The sequence below is a fragment of the Azospirillum sp. ST 5-10 genome (genome assembly GCF_051225715.1).
Taxonomy (GTDB): Bacteria; Pseudomonadota; Alphaproteobacteria; order Azospirillales; family Azospirillaceae; genus Azospirillum.
Map to the genome: position 1 here is coordinate 143,801 of NZ_JBPJSP010000004.1, position 16,121 is coordinate 159,921.

Below are 16,121 nucleotides of genomic sequence, written 5' to 3' on the forward strand. Positions count from 1 at the left end.
GGCGCACCGCGCGCCGCGCCCGGCCGGCGGCGCCTCGCGGGCACCGTCATCGGTAGGCCTCCCTGCACACCGCCACCACGGTGTCGCGGAGCCAGCGGTGGGCGGGATCGGCATCCAGGCGGGGGTGCCAGATCAGGGATATGGTGAACCCGGGGGTGGGGACCGGCAACTCGAAGCTCGCCAGCCCCAGGACGGCGGCGTGATCGGCGACCAGGGCGTTGCCGAGGCACGAGCGCGGCACGAGCGCCACCAGGTCCGAGCTGCGGGCGATCCGCATCGCGTCGGGATAGGCCGGAACCACCAGGGACACCGTCCGCTTCAGGCCCAACGCGTCCAGGGCGTCGTCGACCGGCCCGTGGAATTCCCCCCGCCGCGACGCCACGACGTGGCGGCAGGCCGCGTAGCGTTCCGGCGTCACCCCGTCGCTTCCGAGAAGCGGATGGCCGGTCCGGACGACGCCGACGAAGCGGTCCCGGAGAAGCAGGTGGGTGCGCAGTTCCGGCGCCGCGGTGCCGAGCACGCCGATCTCCAGGTCGATCAGCCCGTCGCGAAGCGGCTGCGCGTCCTTGTCGGGCTTCGGCACGAAGCGGAGGCGGACGTGCGGTGCCGCCGCGGTGACCGCCGCCGCCAGCGGCGCGGACACGAGCTCGACGAACCCCTCGCCGGCGCGGACCGTGAAGGTCCGGTCGAGCGAAGCGAGGTCCAGCCGGCCGGCGCTGGGCCGCAGGACCGCCTGCGCGTCCCGGGTGATCGCATGGACGCGCCCGCTCAGCTCTTCGGCGTAGGGCGTGGGGGCGAGGGCACGGCCGGCCTGCACGAGCAGCGGATCCCCCGTCGCCGCGCGGAGCCGGGCCAGCGTCCGGCTCATGGCGGAGGGGCTCAGGCCGAGCCGGCGCGCCGCTCCGGTCACGCTGCGCTCGGCGAGCAGCGCGTCCAGCGAGAGGAGAAGGTTCAGATCCACGGTCCGCATGGCCTCGGGACACTCCGCAAGCCCGCCCAGGCATGGCGTTCGATGCAAACATCTATTGCATCCTGTGCGTCTGGCGCAAGCCGGTGCGGCGCGCCACAGTGGGGACCGGACCCCTCAGCGAAAGCGCCAAGCCCATGCCCTCTCACGAAGCCCGTCCGTCCTGCCCCTCCCTTCTGCTCGTCGGTGCGTCCCGCGGCCTCGGCCATGCCATCGCGGCCGAGTTCCTGAAGAAGGGATGGACCGTCGTCGGCACGGTGCGCGGCGGCGCAACCCGGACCCTGCTGCACGACCTGGCCGACGAGCACCCCGGCCGGGTCGAGATCGAGACCCTGGACATCTGCCGGCCCGACCAGATCGCGGCGCTGCGCGAGCGCCTGTCCGGCCGGGTGTTCGACATGCTGTTCGTCAACGCCGGCACGGCCAACCGGGACCCGACGCAGACGATCGGCGAGGTCTCCACCGACGATTTCGTCCACGTCATGATCACCAACGCCCTGAGCCCGATGCGCGTCATCGAGAGCCTGGAGGGCAACGTGTCGGCGACGGGGTTGATCGGCGTGATGTCGTCCGGCCAGGGAAGCGTCGGCAACAACGAGACCGGCCAGCGCGAGGTCTATCGCGGCAGCAAGGCGGCGCTCAACATGTTCATGCGAAGCTTCGCGGCCCGCCGGGCCGGGACGTCGCGCCCGATGGTATTGATGGCTCCGGGCTGGGTGCGCACCGCGCTCGGCGGTCCGGAGGCCCGGCTCTCCATCGAGGAGAGCGTTCCCAACCTGGTGAACGTGCTGCTCGCCAAGCGGGGACGGCCGGGCCTGGAGTATCTCGACTATCTCGGCCGGACCGTGCCGTGGTGACCGGCGACGGGGCGGTACGGCGGGCCTGACCGGCGCCGAAGAGGAAGAGCTTGGTGCTGGACGGCGTCAACGTCAGTCCGGGAGGCGGGACAGCAGCGCGTCGATCTCTGCCTCTGCAAAAACCGCGATGCCGCTCCGGCGCAGGAGGGCGGCCGTCACGCCCGCTCCGACGCCCGCGACGCCGAGGCCCACCCCGGCCATGCGGTTGGCCGTCAGTTCGGTGTCGGGGGCGAGAAGCCGCGTGACGACGATGGCGAAGACCGGCGTCGTCGCGTTCAGGATCGACGCGAGCCCGCTGGCGATCTGGGTCTGCCCCCAGAACAGGAGGCTGAACGGAACGATGTTGTTCAGCACCCCCATGCCGAAGAACGCCCCCCAGACGAGGCGTGTCCCGGGGATGTGCTGCCCGGTGGCGCGGAGATAGACGAACAGCGCCAGCGCCGCCAGCGAGACCCGGAACAGGACTACCGTGAGCGGCGGCAGATCGTGCAGCGCCACTTTCGAGAAGAAGAACGACCCGCCCCACAGCACCGAAAGCAGGAGCAGCAGCGCCCAGTCGACGGTCCCCATGGATGGCTGTTGTGACGTTTCCATTCTCGCCGTACATTAAAAAATCTGCATCGCCGAGCGGACTTCTGGCGCCCGCGCTGCAGAATTACTGCTTGAGGAAGCGCGGCAACAAGCGAGACGTTCTCTCAAAATGATCGAGGAAATCTAAACCATGGGCGGGTCGCTTCCGCCGTTGAACGCGCTGCGGGCGTTCGAGGCCGCCGCCCGGCACGGCAGCATGTCGCTGGCCGCCGAGGAACTGCACGTCACCGCGGGCGCGGTCAGCCAGCAGATCAAGGAACTGGAACGGCATCTCGGCACCCCGCTCTTCACCCGAAAGACACGCCACATCGCCCTGACGGACGAGGGGGCGCGGCTGTTCCCCGCCGTGCGGAGCGCCTTCAGGATGCTGCGCGAGGCTTCGGCGCAGGTCAGGGCCCGGCCTGGTCCGGCCGTGCTGACCGTGAGCTGCACGTCCGGCTTCGCGAGCCAGTGGCTTCTGCCGCGCCTCTCGAGGTTCGAGAGCCTGCATCCCCATGTCGACGTGCGCATCAGCGCATCGAACCGCATCATGGATTTCGCGCGGGATCGCATCGACTGCGCCGTCCGTCACGGCTTCGGCCGTGATCCCGGCCTGATCAGCGAACGCCTCGTCGATGACGACTTGACCCCGGTGTGCAGCCCCCGGTTCGCGCAGGACGCGGGGCCGTTCGCGGCCGCGGCCGATCTCGGTCGTGTCACCTTGCTGCACGATGAGCATCGCCACGATTGGGCGCTCTGGCTGGCCGCCGCCGGAGCGCCGGACATCGACGCGTCGGCCGGGCCGGTTTTCGTGGACGGCGCCGGCGCCGCCGACGCTGCCAAGGCCGGCTGCGGCGTGGCGCTCGTGCGCCGCTCGATGGTCCGGCAGGAACTGGCGGACGGGCGCCTCGTCGCGCCCTTCCCGCAGGGCTGCGCAAGCGACCTCGCCTACCACCTGGTCTATCCCCCGGGCGCGCTCGACCGCGAGCCCGTCGCCGTGTTTCGCGACTGGCTGCTGGCGGAAGCCGCGGCCTGAGCCTGCGGCTCGGCCACGTGGGTAGGCCGCGGCGTCAAGCCGACCGCGCGCCGCCCCAACGCGAGAAGCCCGGCTGGAGGGCCGGGCTTCGCGAAAGCGTCGATCCGCTTGGGATGGCGATGGTGGGTGCACAAGGACTCGAACCTTGGACCCGCTGATTAAGAGTCAGCTGCTCTACCAACTGAGCTATGCACCCGATGTCGCCACCGTGGGTCTCGTCCTGGCCCGGGAAGTTGGTGGGTGCACAAGGACTCGAACCTTGGACCCGCTGATTAAGAGTCAGCTGCTCTACCAACTGAGCTATGCACCCTTCCCCGACCCGATCGGTCCAGACGTCCCGACCGGCGAGGCCCGCGTTATAGCGAAGCGGTTACCGCTTGTCGACAGCAAAACTCGCGCGGCGCGGCTTTTTCCGCCGCGCTCAGCCCGGCGTGCCGGGCAGGCCGATCGGCCGCGGCGCGTCGGCGACGGTGGCGCGGCCGGGGTCGCGCTTCTGGCATTCCAGCAGGATGTCGCGGGCGATCGGCGCCGCCACCGCCGAGCCGCCGCCGCCGTGCTCGACGATCACCGAACAGGCGTAGCGCGGCGCCTGCACCGGGGCGTAGGCGATGAACAGGGCGTGGTCGCGCTCGCGCCAGGGGAGCTGCTCGTTCTTCAGGACGCCGCCGGCGCGCTCGGCCATGGTGATGCGGCGCACCTGGGCGGTGCCGGTCTTGCCCGCCAGCTCGTAGCCCGCCTCGGTGATGCGGGCGCGGTAGGCGGTGCCGTTGGCGCTGTTGGAGACCTCGTACATGCCGCGCAGCACGACGTCGAGGTTCTCCTTCTTGACGCCGATCGCCGGCCAGGTCGTCTGCTCGTGCGGCCCCAGCTTGATCTGCTTGGTCAGGTGCGGCTTGACGGCGTAGCCGCCGTTGGCGAGGCGCGCCGTCATGACCGCCAGCTGCAGCGGCGTCGTCAGCACGTAGCCCTGGCCGATCGACGCCACCAGGGTCTCGCCGGGCTGCCAGGACGAGCCGATCTGCCCCAGCTTCCAGTCCCGCGTCGGGATCAGCCCCGGCCGCTCGTGGGGCAGGTCGAGGCCGAGCGGCTGGCCGAGGCCGAAGCGGTTCGACATCTCGGCGATGCGGTCGATGCCGATGCGCCGGGCGATGTCGTAGAAGAAGACGTCGCAGGAATGGCGCAGCGCCCCCACCATGTCGACGGTGCCGTGGCCGCCGCGCTTCCAGCAGTGGAAGCGGTGGTCGCCGAGGTCCATGTGGCCGGGGCAGAAGGCGGTGTGGCGCGGGCTGATCAGCCCGGACTCCAGGGCCGCCAGCGCCACCACCGTCTTGTAGGTGGAGCCCGGCGCGTACTGCCCGGCCACCGCCTTGTTGGAGAGCGGGTTGGTGGGGTTGGCGAGCAGCTCCTCCCACAGCTCGGCGCTGATGCCCATGGGGAACTGGTTGGGGTCGTAGCTGGGGTGCGAGGCCAGGGCGTAGATGCCGCCGGTGTGCACGTCCATCACCACGCAAGCCGCGCTCTGCTCCTGCGACAGCCGCGCCTGCACGAACTGCTGCAGGCCGATGTCGACGGTGAGCTGCACCTCGCGGCCCGGCTGCCCCTCGTCGCGCGACAGCTCGCGGATCACCCGGCCGACGGCGTTGACCTCGAGCTGGCTGGTGCCGGCGGTGCCGCGCAGCGCCTTCTCGTGGTACTTCTCCATGCCGCTCTTGCCGATGCGGAAGCCGGGCAGCGACAGCACGGGGTCGCCGTTCAGCTCCGACTCCGACACCGCCCCCACGTAGCCCAGCACGTGGGCGATGGAATCGGCGTAGGGGTAATAGCGGATCTCGCCGACCTCGATGGAGACGCCGGGCAGGTCGGGCGTGTTCAGCTCGATGGTGGCGACCTGCTCCCAGGTCAGGTTCTCGCGCACCGTGACGGGGACGTAGCGCCGCTTCTTCTGGATCTCGCGCAGGACGCGCCGGCGGTCGGCCTCGGTCAGCGGCACGATCTGGGCGATCTTGTCCAGGGTGTGCGAGACGTTGGGGGTGCGCTCGGCGACGACGACGACGCGGTAGTTCTGCTGGTTGATGGCGAGCGGGATGCCGAAGCGGTCGACGATCGGCCCGCGCGAGGGCGCCACCAGCCGCAGGCTGATGCGGTTCTCCTCGGCCAGCATGGTGTATTTCTGGGACTCGACGACCTGGAGGTAGTAGAGCCGGCCGACCAGCGTCGACATCAGGCCGACCTTCAGCCCGCCCAGCACCAGGGTGCGCCGGGTCAGGCTGCGGTAGCGGTCGGTGTCGCGGTCCATCGACGAGCTTCCCTTCACGGCGCGGTTCCCTCCCCGGCGTTCACGGCTGCAGGAAGGCGCGGTGGATGCGGATGAACAGCCACGCGAACACCGGGAACAGGATCAGGGTCAAAAGCGCCTGGAAGAACGACGCCTCGAACGGCAGCGGCGTCGCGTAGTAGGCGCTCAAGGCCGCCCACTGCACCACCGCCGCCCCCAGGGCCACCGTGGCGAAGCCGAACCACATCAGCGCGAAGGTGCTGGCAAGGAAGAAGCGGCGCTGGCTCAGCACCAGCCAGTAGGCGGACACCAGCACCAGCGCGTTCATGCCTAGCGGCGCCCCGCTCAGCAGGTCCTGCAGCAGGCCGATGGCGAACACCGCCGAGGGGCGCAGCAGGTCGGGCCGGTGGATCGCCCAGTAGTGCACCGACATCAGGGTCAGCGCCGGTGCCACCTGGCTGAAGGCCGGGATGTGCAGCGGCACCATGCCGGCCAGCACCAGCATCACCGTCACCGCGAACGGCGCCAGGTTGCGGCCTGCCTTGTCGAGACGCTGCCACAGGGTGAGCGTCATTTCCACTCGGCCGGACCTTCCATGCCGCCGCCCGAGGCGTCGGTCGCCGCCGGCGTGCCGAACTCCACCAGCCGCAGATGCTCGACGCGCGACAGGTCGGCGATGGGCGTGACCTTGACGCCCCGCTCGCCCACCGAGGCGACGACGCCGATCGGGATGCCCGGCGGGAACAGGCCGCCGTGGCCCGAGGTGACGACCCGCTCGCCCGTCGCCACCGGCGCCTCCGGCGGCAGGTACATGAGCTTGGGCTGGTCGGTGTTGTCGCCGGCCAGCACCGCGCGCAGGCGCGAGCTCTCCAAGGTCACCGGGATGCGCGAGTTGATGTCGGTGATCAGCAGCACCCGCGACGACCACTCGCCCACCTCGACGGCGCGGCCGACCATGCCGGGGCCGGCGATCGCCGCCTGGCCCTTCTTGACGCCGTCGCGCCGCCCGGCGGTGACCACCAGGGTGCGGAAGAACGAGCCGCCGGGCGAGGCGATCACCCGCGCCGAGATGTAGGACGCCGACGGCTCCGGGGCGAAGCGGAGCAGCCCGCGCAGGCTGTTGTTCTCGCTCTCCAGCCGCAGCGCCGCCTGCTTCCATTGCAGGAGGCGGGCGTTCTCGGCGCGCAGGCGCTGGTTCTCCTCGAAGACGTTCTGGATCTCGACGACGGATTCCACCGCCCGCGCCGCCGTCGCGGCGGGCCGCGACAGCGCCTCGAGGATCGGCGCGAAGGCGTCGGTCACGCGGGTGCGCAGATTGTCGACGAACACCGCGTCCACCTTCCCCGTCATCATCAGCGCCACCGAGGCGAGCAGAAGGAGAAGGAAAGAAAAACGCTGGGCCAGGGCCCGCAGCGGTGCCGCAAGACGCACAACGGATCCGGAGGTTCGTGGCTTCACTGGATGATCCCGTCCAGGAATGCGGCCTCCTCTGATCTTGCGGCGGCGTTGTAACCGCAAGACCGGAGGTATCACACCCGAGAATTACACGATCAATAGGCGCTGACCAAGACGTTTCTCAGGGTCTTCATCTCTTCGAGCGCGCGTCCCGTGCCGAGCGCGACACAGCTCAAGGGGTCGTCGGCGATCGACACCGGCAGGCCGGTGGCGTGGCGCAGCACGAAGTCCAGGTTGCCGAGCAGGGCGCCGCCGCCGGTGAGCACGATGCCCTTGTCGACGATGTCGGCCGCCAGCTCCGGCGCCGTGTGCTCGAGCGCGACCTTGACCGCCTCGACGATGGCGGAGACCGGTTCGGCCAGGGATTCGGCGATCTGGCGCTCGGAGATGATGAGCTCCTTGGGAACCCCGTTCATCAGGTCCCGGCCCTTGATCTCGAGGATGCGGCCCTCGCCGTCCTCGGGCGGGCAGGCGGAGCCGATCTCCTTCTTGATGCGCTCGGCCGAGCCCTCGCCCACCAGCAGGTTGTGGGCGCGGCGGATGTAGCCGATGATCGCCTCGTCCATCTTGTCGCCGCCGACGCGCACCGAGCGCGAGTAGACGATGCCGCCCAGCGACAGGACCGCCACCTCGGTCGTGCCGCCGCCGATGTCGACGACCATCGAGCCGGTCGGCTCGGTCACCGGCAGGCCGGCGCCGATGGCGGCGGCCATCGGCTCCTCGATCAGGAAGACGCGCCGGGCGCCGGCCGCTTCCGCCGATTCCTGGATCGCCCGGCGCTCCACCGCGGTGGAGCCCGACGGCACGCAGATGATCACCTGCGGGCTGGCGAAGCTGCGCCGGTTGTGCACCTTGCGGATGAAGTGCTTGATCATCTCCTCGGCGACTTCGAAATCGGCGATGACGCCGTCGCGCAAGGGGCGGATCGCCTGGATGTTGCCGGGCGTGCGGCCCAACATCATCTTGGCCTCGTCGCCGACGGCCAGCACCTGCTTCTTGCCGCGGACGTTGGCGATGGCGACCACCGAGGGCTCGTTGAGGACGATGCCACGGCCCTTGACGTAGACCAGGGTGTTGGCCGTCCCCAGATCGATTGCCATGTCGGCGGACAGAACGCCGAGCAGTTTGGAAAGCATGGACCCGACTAGCTCTTGATGTTGAGACGGCCTGACCGGAGACGATTGGGATCGACCGCTGCGGTCCCCGGTTCCATAGACGAACGTCGATTTCCGCTCAAGCGGAGAGTGCATCCGGTGCGGCCTTCTGCCGCTTGACCAGAAGCTTGTTCAGGGCGTGGACATAGGCGCGGACCGAGGCGACCAGCGTGTCGCTGTCCGCCCCCTGCCCGTTGACGGTGCGCCCGTTCTCCTCGAGCCGCACGGTGACCTCCGCCTGGGCGTCGGTGCCGGCGGTGACCGCGTGCACCTGGTAGAGCTGGAGGCGGGCGGCGTGCGGGACGAGGGCGGCGACGGCGTTGAAGGTGGCGTCCACCGGGCCGTTGCCGGTGGCGGTGGTGGCCTTGGGCGCGCCGTCGACCTCCAGCTCCAGGGTCGCCGTCTGCGGCCCCTTGGAGCCGGCGATGACCTCCAGCGACACGAAGCGGATGCGGTCGTCCTCGTGGCCGATCCCGTCGTCCACCAGCGCCACGATGTCCTCGTCGAAGACGTCCTTCTTCTTGTCCGCCAGATCCTTGAAGCGCTTGAACGTCTCGTCCAGCGCCGCGTCGGCGAGCTCGTAGCCGAGCTCGCGCAGCTTGGAGCGGAAGGCGTTGCGCCCGGAATGCTTGCCCATCACCAGGGTCGAGCGGTTGAGGCCGACCGATTCCGGCGTCATGATCTCGTAGGTCTGGGCGTGCTTCAGCATGCCGTCCTGGTGGATGCCCGATTCGTGGGCGAAGGCGTTGGCGCCGACGATCGCCTTGTTGGGCTGCACCACGAAGCCGGTCACTGCCGAGACCAGGCGCGACGCCCTCATGATGCTCTCGGACTTGACGTTGGTGCGGTAGGGCAGACGGTCGGCGCGGGTGCGCAGGGCCATGACGATCTCTTCCAGCGCGGCGTTGCCGGCGCGCTCGCCGAGACCGTTGATCGTGCACTCCACCTGGCGCGCGCCGGCGGCGACGCCGGCCAGCGAGTTGGCGACCGCGAGGCCGAGGTCGTTGTGGCAGTGCACCGAGACGATGGCCTTGTCGATGTTGGGCACGCGGTCGAACAGCATGGCGATCAGCGCGCCGAACTCGTCGGGCACGGCGTAGCCGACCGTGTCGGGGATGTTGACGGTGCGGGCGCCGGCGGCGATCGCCGTCTCGACGCAGCGGCACAGGAAGTCGGGCTCGGTGCGGGCGCCGTCCTCGGCCGACCACTCCACGTCGTCCACCAGCGAGCGCGCCAGGGTGACGCTGTCCGCCACCGCCTGCAGCACCGCGTCCGGCTCCATCTGCAGCTTGTACTTCATGTGCAGCGGGCTGGTGGAGATGAAGGTGTGGATGCGCTTGCGCCGGGCCGGCGCCAGCGCCTCGGCGCAGCGCTCGATGTCGCGGCGGGTGGCGCGGGCCAGGCCGCAGACGGTGGATTGCGTGACCGTTCCGGCGATCGCCTGGACCGCCTCGAAGTCGCCCTGCGAGGCGACGGGGAAGCCGGCCTCGATGACGTCGACCCCCATCTCCTCCAGCACCAGGGCGATGCGCCGCTTCTCCTCCAGGTTCATGGAGGCGCCCGGCGACTGCTCGCCGTCGCGCAGGGTGGTGTCGAAGATGACGACCGTGTCGCCGGCGCGGTCGCTGGAGGAATGGGTCATGCGCTTCGGGTCCTCGGCTGTGCCTTGCTCAGGAGTGACGCGTGGCGGGAACGACGCCGCCGCGGGGCGACGGAAAGCGCCGCGGGTGCCCGACGATGCCGCGTCAGGGTTAACATTCCGTCAAGCGCAGCGGGCTCGCCGGAAAGTTCTAGGCGCTTTTCCCCATATGCCGCAATGGCGTTGTGACCCGGGGGTGACAGGCAAATTCGAAAGTGGTCCGCCGCCGCCGCCCGGTGCGGCGGCGCTGCGTCGGAAGAGGCCGGCCGGTCCTCCATCCGGGCAGGCGACGCGGCGGCCGGCGTCCCCACCTTCCGTTAGCAGTGCGCAATCGAGGAGAGAGCGATGGTGCGGACCATCCTGGCCGTCGGGCTGGTGGCCGGCGGGGTGATGCTGGCGCTGAGCGCCCGCGGCGCCACCGGCGCCGGCGAGCGCGTCGACCAGCTGTGGGCCGACGTCGACGGCACCGCCGAGGCGATCCTGGACAAGCGCGAGAGCGACTGGCGCGCCGCCGGCTCCCGCTACGAGCCGGCCGGCGGCCGCTCGTACTCGCTCAACAGCCTGCTCGACGAGGCGGTCGATCGGCTGTCGCAGGGCCGGGCGACCGAGCTGCGCGGCCGCATCGCCGGCCTGCGGCGCGACCGGGAGGGCCGCGAGGCCGAGGTCGCCCGCCTGCGGGCGGAGCTGGCCGCCCTGCCCGCGGAGCGCTGCGACGCCGCCGGCGCCGACGCCTCGTTCATGGCGCGGCAGGTCGCCTGCCTGTTCGCCACCTCGCGCGACGACCAGGTCGCGCGCATCGCCGACGCCCAGCGCGAGATCGGCCGGCTCGGCGCCGAGATCGACCGGCTGACCGGCGAGTTCGCGGCCTCCCTGCAGGCCATCGGCATCGACCTGACGCCGCAGCAGGTGGACGGGCTGATGCGCCTCGCCACCGCCGACGACATCGTCGCCGCCCACACCGTCTACGACAACCTGCGCCACTTGAACGAGGAGCTGCAGCGCGCCACCGTCGCCAGCGACGAATCCCTGGAGGTGGCGCGGCGCTACTACGGCACCTACGCGGTGCTGCTGGAGGTGGCGCTCCACATGCACGAGCGCTTCGTCGACACGGTGCGCTACGAGCACCTGCCGCATCTGGCGACCATCGAGGCCGACGCCCGCCAGGCCCGCGACGAGGCGGCGCGCCTCAAGGCCCGCGAGCGCGACCCGGCGCTGACGGCCCAGCTCGACGCCAACCTGGCGGCGCTGGACACCACCCTGAAGGCCGCCGCCCTCTACCGCCGCACGCTGGAGGAGCAGGCGGCGGCGGTGTCGGCGGCGTGGCAGCGCGTCGCCCGGCAGCGCGACGTCGCGGTCAACACTTGGCGCACCGTGCGCGCCTCGGCCGACATGCTGGCGATGATGAGCGAGAGCGGCCGCACCTTCGAGACCCTGATGACCCTCGACCTGCCGCCGCCCCGCGCCTTCGAGAACGCCCAGCTCGAGCGCGAGTTCGAGCGCCTCACCGAGCGGCTGGTGGCGGACCGGAAGTGATGCCGCCCGCCGCGCGACGGTCGTCCCGCCCGGGGCGCACGTCCGCGGGCGCCCCGCCCGCCGTGCGCAGCGGCGTCTCCCGCTACTCCGCAGCGACCGGATAGGCCGCCGCCCGGCACGGCAGGAACACGCCGGCGGCGCCGAGGACGCGGCCGAGGTCGCGCGCCGCCGCCGAGGCCATGCACAGGGCGACCAGCGGCAGCCAGCGGTCCAGCATGTCCATGCCGGCGGCGTCCTCGCCGTGCTGGAAGGCGCCCAGCGCCTCCAGGAGATGGCGCTCGTCGGCGTTCACGTCGTCGGCGCCCGGGCGCTCGACACGCAGGCGCCGGCCGCTGTCGAAGTCGGAGGCGAAGACGCCCAGCAGGGCGAACAGGGGCAGCAGGGCGTCGGCCGGGATGCGGGCCGCCGCCAGCGACAGCCGGATCGGCATCATCGCCTTGGCCGTGCCGGAGCGGAACCACAGGCGCACCGCCGCCAGCAGAGCCCGTTCGCCCTCGCTCATCGCCTCCACGGTCAACCGATTCGTCCGGTTCATCGTCGTCCTCCCCAATCCGGTGATGGCGCATCCTAGCGCGTTCCCGCCAATATTGCGAGTCATTCTCATTTGCATGATTGCGGCACCGCGTCGCAATCCGCGCGCACCGGCGTGAGCGCGGCCGGTGACAAACTTGAGACCGGGGACGCCCATAAAGTTCGCATTAAGCACGCCTCAAAAAACCTGGACCGGCGCGATCGGACGACCGCAACCTTCGGCCACAGACCTTCGGAGCGTGACAGGATGATTCGCACCCTCGGGCTCGCCTTGCTGTTCCTTCTGACCTGTGCCGCGCTGCCGGCGGCGGCGCAGATCCGCCTGGTGCCGGCCTACGGCGAGGCCTCCCTCCAGGGGCCGCAGAGGGCGGCCGGCGCCGTGGTGTGGAGCCACGGACGCTCGGTGGATTCCGAGGATTCCCAGGCGCCGACCCCGACCTATCTGCGGGCCATGCGGGAGGCCGGCTGGGACGTCTACCGCCTCGACCGCATGCGGGTGTCGGACACCCTCTCCAACAGCGCGGCCGCCCTGGTCGGCCACGCCGAGGCCCTGCGCGGCCGCGGCTACCGCCGGGTGGTGTTCGCCGGCCAGTCCTTCGGCGCCTTCATCTCGCTGATCGCCGCCGGCAGCACCGACGCCGCCGACGCGGTGATCGGCACCGCACCGGCGGCTTACGGCAACTTCACCGAGAGCTACGACAGCTTCCGCGAGAACGCGCGCCAGCTCTGGCGCATCCTGCGCAACGTCCGCTCGGCACGGGTGATGCTGTTCTTCTTCCACGGCGACGACTTCGATCCCGGCGGGCGCGGCGAGACGGCGCAGGCCATCCTGGCGGCGCGCGGCCTCGGCCATCTGGTGATCGACCAGCCCGCGGCGCTGACCGGACACGGCGCCGCCAGCTCCGGCCTGTTCGTGCGCCGCTTCGCCGCCTGCATCGTCCGCTTCGCCGAGGCGCCGCCGCGGTCCGACGACCCGCCCTGCGACGGCGCCTGGGGCCGCAGCCCGACCACCGACTTCCTCGAGGCCGCCCTCGGCTCCTCGCGCGGCGAGCCGCCGCGCGGCACCGCCGGGCCGGGCCGGAGCTACCTCGGCCAGTGGTACGGCACCTACGTCAACGGCCGCGAGGTGATGCTCGACATCGAGCGGGTGGCGAACGGCCGGGTCCAGGCGGAGTACGTGCTGGGCCCGGGGGTCGAGCCCGACCAGCGCTTCGAGCGGGTGCGCCGCACCGGACGGCTGGTCGAGGACGGCATCGTCTTCGACGAGCCCGGCCTCAACGTGCTGCGCTACCGGCTGCGCTACGACGGCCGGATGGCGGCGACCTGGGAGGACCGCACCAGCGCCGCCAAGCTGGACACCGTGCTGCGCCGCATGAAGTGACGGCAACCGTTGCACCGGGTGGGGCCGGCGTGCTTCGGTGCCGCCATGGCGTCCCCCACCCTCCCCTACAGCGTCGATGAGCTGCGCGCGCGCATCCTCCACTGCGACGCCGACGTGCTGATCCTCGACAAGCCGGCCGGCCTCGCCGTCCACGCGGCGCACCGCATCGAGCACCATCTCGGCCAGTACATGGACGTCCTGGCGCTCGGCGCCCCGGAGCCGCCGCGCCTGTCCCATCGCCTCGACCGCGACACCGCCGGCTGCCTGGCGCTGGGCCGCACCGCCCACGGCGCGACGCGGCTCGGCCGGCTGTTCGCCACCGGCCAGGTGCGCAAGACCTACTGGGCAGTGGCGGAGGGGATTCCCGAGGCCGCGGAGGGGGTCATCGACTTCCCCCTGCTCAAGCTCAAGGTCCCCGGTTCCTGGAACATCGTCCCCCATCCCGACGGCCAGCCGGCGCGCACCGGCTACCGGGTGCTCGGCAGCGACGGGAGCCGTTCCTGGCTGGAGCTGACGCCGCACACCGGGCGCACCCACCAGTTGCGCGTCCACTGCGCCGCCGTGGGCTGCCCGCTGGTGGGGGAGCCCTACTACGGCCCGGAGCGGCAGCCGCCGGGCAACCTGCACCTGCTGGCGCGGGCCATCGCCTTCCGCCTCGATCCCGACGGCCCGGAGACCGCCGCCACCGCGCCGCCGCCGGCGCACATGGCGGCGGCCCTGCGGGCGTGCGGCTGGACCGGCGACGGGGACCGCCGGGACGAGGACAGCGTGCTTCCATCGTGCCCGGACGAGCGAGAGGGAGGTCGGCGATGACGCACGGGCAGGACCCCGCCCCCGAGGCGGGCTCCAAGCCGGCGCAGATCCTGCGGGCGGCGGGGACGCTGTTCCTGGAGGCGGGCTACGGTGCGGTGTCGATGGACGCGGTGGCGCGCGCCGCCAACGTCTCGAAGGCCACGCTCTACGCCCACTTCCACAGCAAGGAAGCGCTGTTCGCCGCCATGATCACCGGCGAGTGCCGGCACCACATGGCCAGCCTGTCGGTCGAGGAGGTCGGGCGGATGGAGGCCGGCGCGGCGCTGCGCCTGATCGCCCGGCGCTTTCTCGCCCTCATCCTGTCGCCCAAGGCGCTGGCCGCGCACCGCGTCGTGATCGGCGAGGCGCATCGCTTCCCCGAACTCGCGAGCCTCTTCTACGAGGCCGGACCGGCGGGATGGCTCGCCCTGGTGTCGGCGGTCCTCGCCGACGCCGACCGCCGCGGCCGCCTGCGCGTGCCGGAGCCGCGGCCGGCGGCCGAGCGGTTCCTCGCCATGCTCAAGGGCGACCTCCACCTGCGCCTCGTCCTCGGCCTCGACGCGCCGCCCGCGCCGGCCGAGGTGGAGCGCCAGATCGACGGCGCGGTGACCCTCTTCATGGCGGGGCACGCGGTGGGGGGCTGAACGCCGGCGCCCGTGTCCTTCGTGGGCCCGGCCGGCACGGCGCCTTTACCGCGGCCAGCCGGGTGGTGCAGTATCGCCGCCGGTCTGGACAGGGAATGAAGCGCAGGACATGGTCGCCGTTCTTCAGCACGGGTCGGGAGGGCTGGCGCCGCAGCGGCCCCACCTCACGCTCGGCACCAAGATCCGCATGATCAACTGGGGCCTGGTGCTGCTGGTCTGCATCATCTCCGGGATCGGCATCGCCCTGCTCTATTCGGCGGCCGGCGGCGAATGGGACCCCTGGGCCAAGTCGCAGCTCATCCGCTTCATCCCCGGCTTCGTGCTGATGCTGGGCATCGCGCTCGTCGACGTGCGCATCTGGATGCGCTTCGCCTATTTCATCTATCTCGGCGTGCTGCTGCTGCTGATCGCCGTGGAGATCATGGGGCACATCGGCATGGGGGCGCAGCGCTGGATCAGCCTCGGCTTCTTCGTGCTGCAGCCGTCGGAGCTGATGAAGCCGGCGCTGACCCTGGTGCTGGCCCGCTACTTCCACGGCCTGACGCTCGACCAGATCGGCAAGCCGCTGGTGCTGGTGCCGCCGCTGATCCTCATCTTCATGCCGGTCGGACTGGTGCTGCTGCAGCCCAACCTCGGCACGGCGCTGCTGCTGATCCTCGGCAGCGGGGCGATCTTCTTCGCCGCCGGGGTGCGGCTGTGGAAGTTCGCGCTGGCCATCGGCAGCGGGCTGGCCGCCATCCCCATCGGCTGGGAGTTCCTGCACGACTACCAGAAGCAGCGCGTCTACACCTTCCTCGATCCCGAGACCGATCCGCTCGGCGCCGGCTACAACATCCTGCAGTCGAAGATCGCGCTGGGCTCGGGCGGCCTGTTCGGCAAGGGCTTCATGATGGGCTCGCAGAGCCAGCTCATGTTCCTGCCGGAGAAGCACACCGACTTCATCTTCGTCGTGCTGGCGGAGGAGTTCGGCATGGCGGGCGCGGTGGCGCTCCTGTGCCTGTACTGCCTGCTGCTGATCTACGGCTACGTGATCGCGCTGTCGTGCCGCAACCAGTTCGGCCGGCTGGTCGGCGTCGGCCTGACCACGACCTTCGCCCTCTACATGTTCGTCAACGTCGCCATGGTGATGGGGCTGATCCCGGTGGTCGGCATCCCGCTGCCGCTGGTGTCCTACGGCGGCACCGCCATGCTGACGCTGCTGATCGGCGTCGGCCTGCTGCTCAGCGTCTCCGTCCACCGCGAGATCCGCATTCCGCGCTCGGGCGTCGGCGACGTCTGAGCGCTGGG

The 16,121-nt window shown here is 71.1% G+C and carries 15 protein-coding genes and 2 tRNA genes; 7 read left to right on the forward strand and 10 right to left on the reverse strand.

What is annotated here, in order from left to right; translation table 11 throughout:
- Positions 1-46: 46 nt before the first annotated feature.
- On the reverse strand, positions 47-970 hold the full coding sequence (locus tag ACSBPG_RS06665; RefSeq protein ID WP_435536349.1) for a LysR family transcriptional regulator: 924 nt from the start codon (positions 968-970) through the stop codon (positions 47-49).
- 134 nt (positions 971-1,104) lie between these two features.
- Between ACSBPG_RS06665 and ACSBPG_RS06670 the strand changes: the two genes are divergently transcribed.
- Positions 1,105-1,824 (forward strand): SDR family oxidoreductase, encoded by a 720-nt coding sequence (locus tag ACSBPG_RS06670; protein WP_435536350.1) that lies wholly within the window; start codon positions 1,105-1,107, stop codon positions 1,822-1,824.
- A gap of 72 nt (positions 1,825-1,896) precedes the next feature.
- Here ACSBPG_RS06670 and ACSBPG_RS06675 read toward each other — a convergent pair whose 3' ends face one another.
- A complete protein-coding gene (locus ACSBPG_RS06675) occupies positions 1,897-2,394 on the reverse strand; it encodes a DMT family transporter (RefSeq protein WP_435536351.1) in 498 nt (165 codons plus the stop codon).
- A 151-nt stretch (positions 2,395-2,545) separates the two neighbouring features.
- Here ACSBPG_RS06675 and gcvA point away from each other — a divergent pair, with 151 nt between their 5' ends.
- A complete protein-coding gene (gene gcvA, locus ACSBPG_RS06680; RefSeq protein ID WP_435536352.1) occupies positions 2,546-3,430 on the forward strand; it encodes a transcriptional regulator GcvA in 885 nt (294 codons plus the stop codon).
- Between the two features lie 120 nt (positions 3,431-3,550).
- Here the strand turns inward: gcvA and ACSBPG_RS06685 are convergent.
- From ACSBPG_RS06685 to ACSBPG_RS06715, 7 genes are all read right to left on the reverse strand, one after another.
- Positions 3,551-3,626, reverse strand: a tRNA-Lys gene (locus ACSBPG_RS06685).
- Positions 3,627-3,664: 38 nt separating this feature from the next.
- Positions 3,665-3,740, reverse strand: a tRNA-Lys gene (locus tag ACSBPG_RS06690).
- A gap of 111 nt (positions 3,741-3,851) precedes the next feature.
- The gene (gene mrdA, locus ACSBPG_RS06695) at positions 3,852-5,726 is read right to left on the reverse strand and encodes a penicillin-binding protein 2 (RefSeq protein WP_435536353.1); all 1,875 of its coding nucleotides are present in this window, start codon (positions 5,724-5,726) and stop codon (positions 3,852-3,854) included.
- Positions 5,727-5,766: 40 nt separating this feature from the next.
- Positions 5,767-6,279, reverse strand: a complete 513-nt coding sequence (mreD, locus tag ACSBPG_RS06700) for a rod shape-determining protein MreD (protein WP_435536519.1) — start codon at positions 6,277-6,279, stop codon at positions 5,767-5,769.
- Positions 6,276-7,163 carry a rod shape-determining protein MreC gene (gene mreC / locus ACSBPG_RS06705; protein WP_435536354.1) on the reverse strand — a complete coding sequence of 296 codons (888 nt, stop codon included), beginning with the start codon at positions 7,161-7,163 and terminating at the stop codon, positions 6,276-6,278. The genes mreD and mreC overlap by 4 nt, the downstream gene beginning before the upstream one ends.
- Positions 7,164-7,255: 92 nt before the next feature.
- Positions 7,256-8,296: a rod shape-determining protein gene (locus tag ACSBPG_RS06710; RefSeq protein WP_435536355.1), complete on the reverse strand. Its 1,041-nt coding sequence runs from the start codon at positions 8,294-8,296 to the stop codon at positions 7,256-7,258.
- Between the two features lie 97 nt (positions 8,297-8,393).
- On the reverse strand, positions 8,394-9,956 hold the full coding sequence (locus ACSBPG_RS06715) for a 2-isopropylmalate synthase (RefSeq protein WP_435536356.1): 1,563 nt from the start codon (positions 9,954-9,956) through the stop codon (positions 8,394-8,396).
- A 342-nt stretch (positions 9,957-10,298) separates the two neighbouring features.
- Here ACSBPG_RS06715 and ACSBPG_RS06720 point away from each other — a divergent pair, with 342 nt between their 5' ends.
- Complete coding sequence (locus ACSBPG_RS06720; protein WP_435536357.1) at positions 10,299-11,486, forward strand: hypothetical protein; 1,188 nt, start codon at positions 10,299-10,301, stop codon at positions 11,484-11,486.
- 82 nt (positions 11,487-11,568) lie between these two features.
- Here the strand turns inward: ACSBPG_RS06720 and ACSBPG_RS06725 are convergent, their stop codons facing one another.
- On the reverse strand, positions 11,569-12,021 hold the full coding sequence (locus tag ACSBPG_RS06725) for a hypothetical protein (protein WP_435536358.1): 453 nt from the start codon (positions 12,019-12,021) through the stop codon (positions 11,569-11,571).
- Between the two features lie 243 nt (positions 12,022-12,264).
- Between ACSBPG_RS06725 and ACSBPG_RS06730 the strand changes: the two genes are divergently transcribed.
- The 4 genes from ACSBPG_RS06730 to rodA all read left to right on the forward strand — a co-directional run bounded on the left by ACSBPG_RS06730 (position 12,265) and on the right by rodA (position 16,113).
- Positions 12,265-13,398: an alpha/beta hydrolase gene (locus ACSBPG_RS06730; RefSeq protein WP_435536359.1), complete on the forward strand. Its 1,134-nt coding sequence runs from the start codon at positions 12,265-12,267 to the stop codon at positions 13,396-13,398.
- 45 nt (positions 13,399-13,443) lie between these two features.
- The gene (locus ACSBPG_RS06735) at positions 13,444-14,211 is read left to right on the forward strand and encodes an RluA family pseudouridine synthase (protein WP_435536360.1); all 768 of its coding nucleotides are present in this window, start codon (positions 13,444-13,446) and stop codon (positions 14,209-14,211) included.
- On the forward strand, positions 14,208-14,834 hold the full coding sequence (locus tag ACSBPG_RS06740) for a TetR/AcrR family transcriptional regulator (protein WP_435536361.1): 627 nt from the start codon (positions 14,208-14,210) through the stop codon (positions 14,832-14,834). The genes ACSBPG_RS06735 and ACSBPG_RS06740 overlap by 4 nt, the downstream gene beginning before the upstream one ends.
- 109 nt (positions 14,835-14,943) lie before the next feature.
- A complete protein-coding gene (gene rodA / locus ACSBPG_RS06745; protein WP_435536362.1) occupies positions 14,944-16,113 on the forward strand; it encodes a rod shape-determining protein RodA in 1,170 nt (389 codons plus the stop codon).
- Positions 16,114-16,121: the final 8 nt, after the last annotated feature.

What these genes read in the sequence shown, in the direction of transcription:
- ACSBPG_RS06665 (WP_435536349.1), bottom strand. Translation starts at nt 970, where the DNA reads ATGCGGACCGTGGATCTGAACCTTCTCCTCTCGCTGGACGCGCTGCTC.
- ACSBPG_RS06670 (WP_435536350.1), top strand. Translation starts at nt 1,105, where the DNA reads ATGCCCTCTCACGAAGCCCGTCCGTCCTGCCCCTCCCTTCTGCTCGTC.
- ACSBPG_RS06675 (WP_435536351.1), bottom strand. Translation starts at nt 2,394, where the DNA reads ATGGGGACCGTCGACTGGGCGCTGCTGCTCCTGCTTTCGGTGCTGTGG.
- gcvA (WP_435536352.1), top strand. Translation starts at nt 2,546, where the DNA reads ATGGGCGGGTCGCTTCCGCCGTTGAACGCGCTGCGGGCGTTCGAGGCC.
- mrdA (WP_435536353.1), bottom strand. Translation starts at nt 5,726, where the DNA reads ATGGACCGCGACACCGACCGCTACCGCAGCCTGACCCGGCGCACCCTG.
- mreD (WP_435536519.1), bottom strand. Translation starts at nt 6,279, where the DNA reads ATGACGCTCACCCTGTGGCAGCGTCTCGACAAGGCAGGCCGCAACCTG.
- ACSBPG_RS06710 (WP_435536355.1), bottom strand. Translation starts at nt 8,296, where the DNA reads ATGCTTTCCAAACTGCTCGGCGTTCTGTCCGCCGACATGGCAATCGAT.
- ACSBPG_RS06715 (WP_435536356.1), bottom strand. Translation starts at nt 9,956, where the DNA reads ATGACCCATTCCTCCAGCGACCGCGCCGGCGACACGGTCGTCATCTTC.
- ACSBPG_RS06720 (WP_435536357.1), top strand. Translation starts at nt 10,299, where the DNA reads ATGGTGCGGACCATCCTGGCCGTCGGGCTGGTGGCCGGCGGGGTGATG.
- ACSBPG_RS06725 (WP_435536358.1), bottom strand. Translation starts at nt 12,021, where the DNA reads ATGAACCGGACGAATCGGTTGACCGTGGAGGCGATGAGCGAGGGCGAA.
- ACSBPG_RS06730 (WP_435536359.1), top strand. Translation starts at nt 12,265, where the DNA reads ATGATTCGCACCCTCGGGCTCGCCTTGCTGTTCCTTCTGACCTGTGCC.
- ACSBPG_RS06735 (WP_435536360.1), top strand. Translation starts at nt 13,444, where the DNA reads ATGGCGTCCCCCACCCTCCCCTACAGCGTCGATGAGCTGCGCGCGCGC.
- ACSBPG_RS06740 (WP_435536361.1), top strand. Translation starts at nt 14,208, where the DNA reads ATGACGCACGGGCAGGACCCCGCCCCCGAGGCGGGCTCCAAGCCGGCG.
- rodA (WP_435536362.1), top strand. Translation starts at nt 14,944, where the DNA reads ATGGTCGCCGTTCTTCAGCACGGGTCGGGAGGGCTGGCGCCGCAGCGG.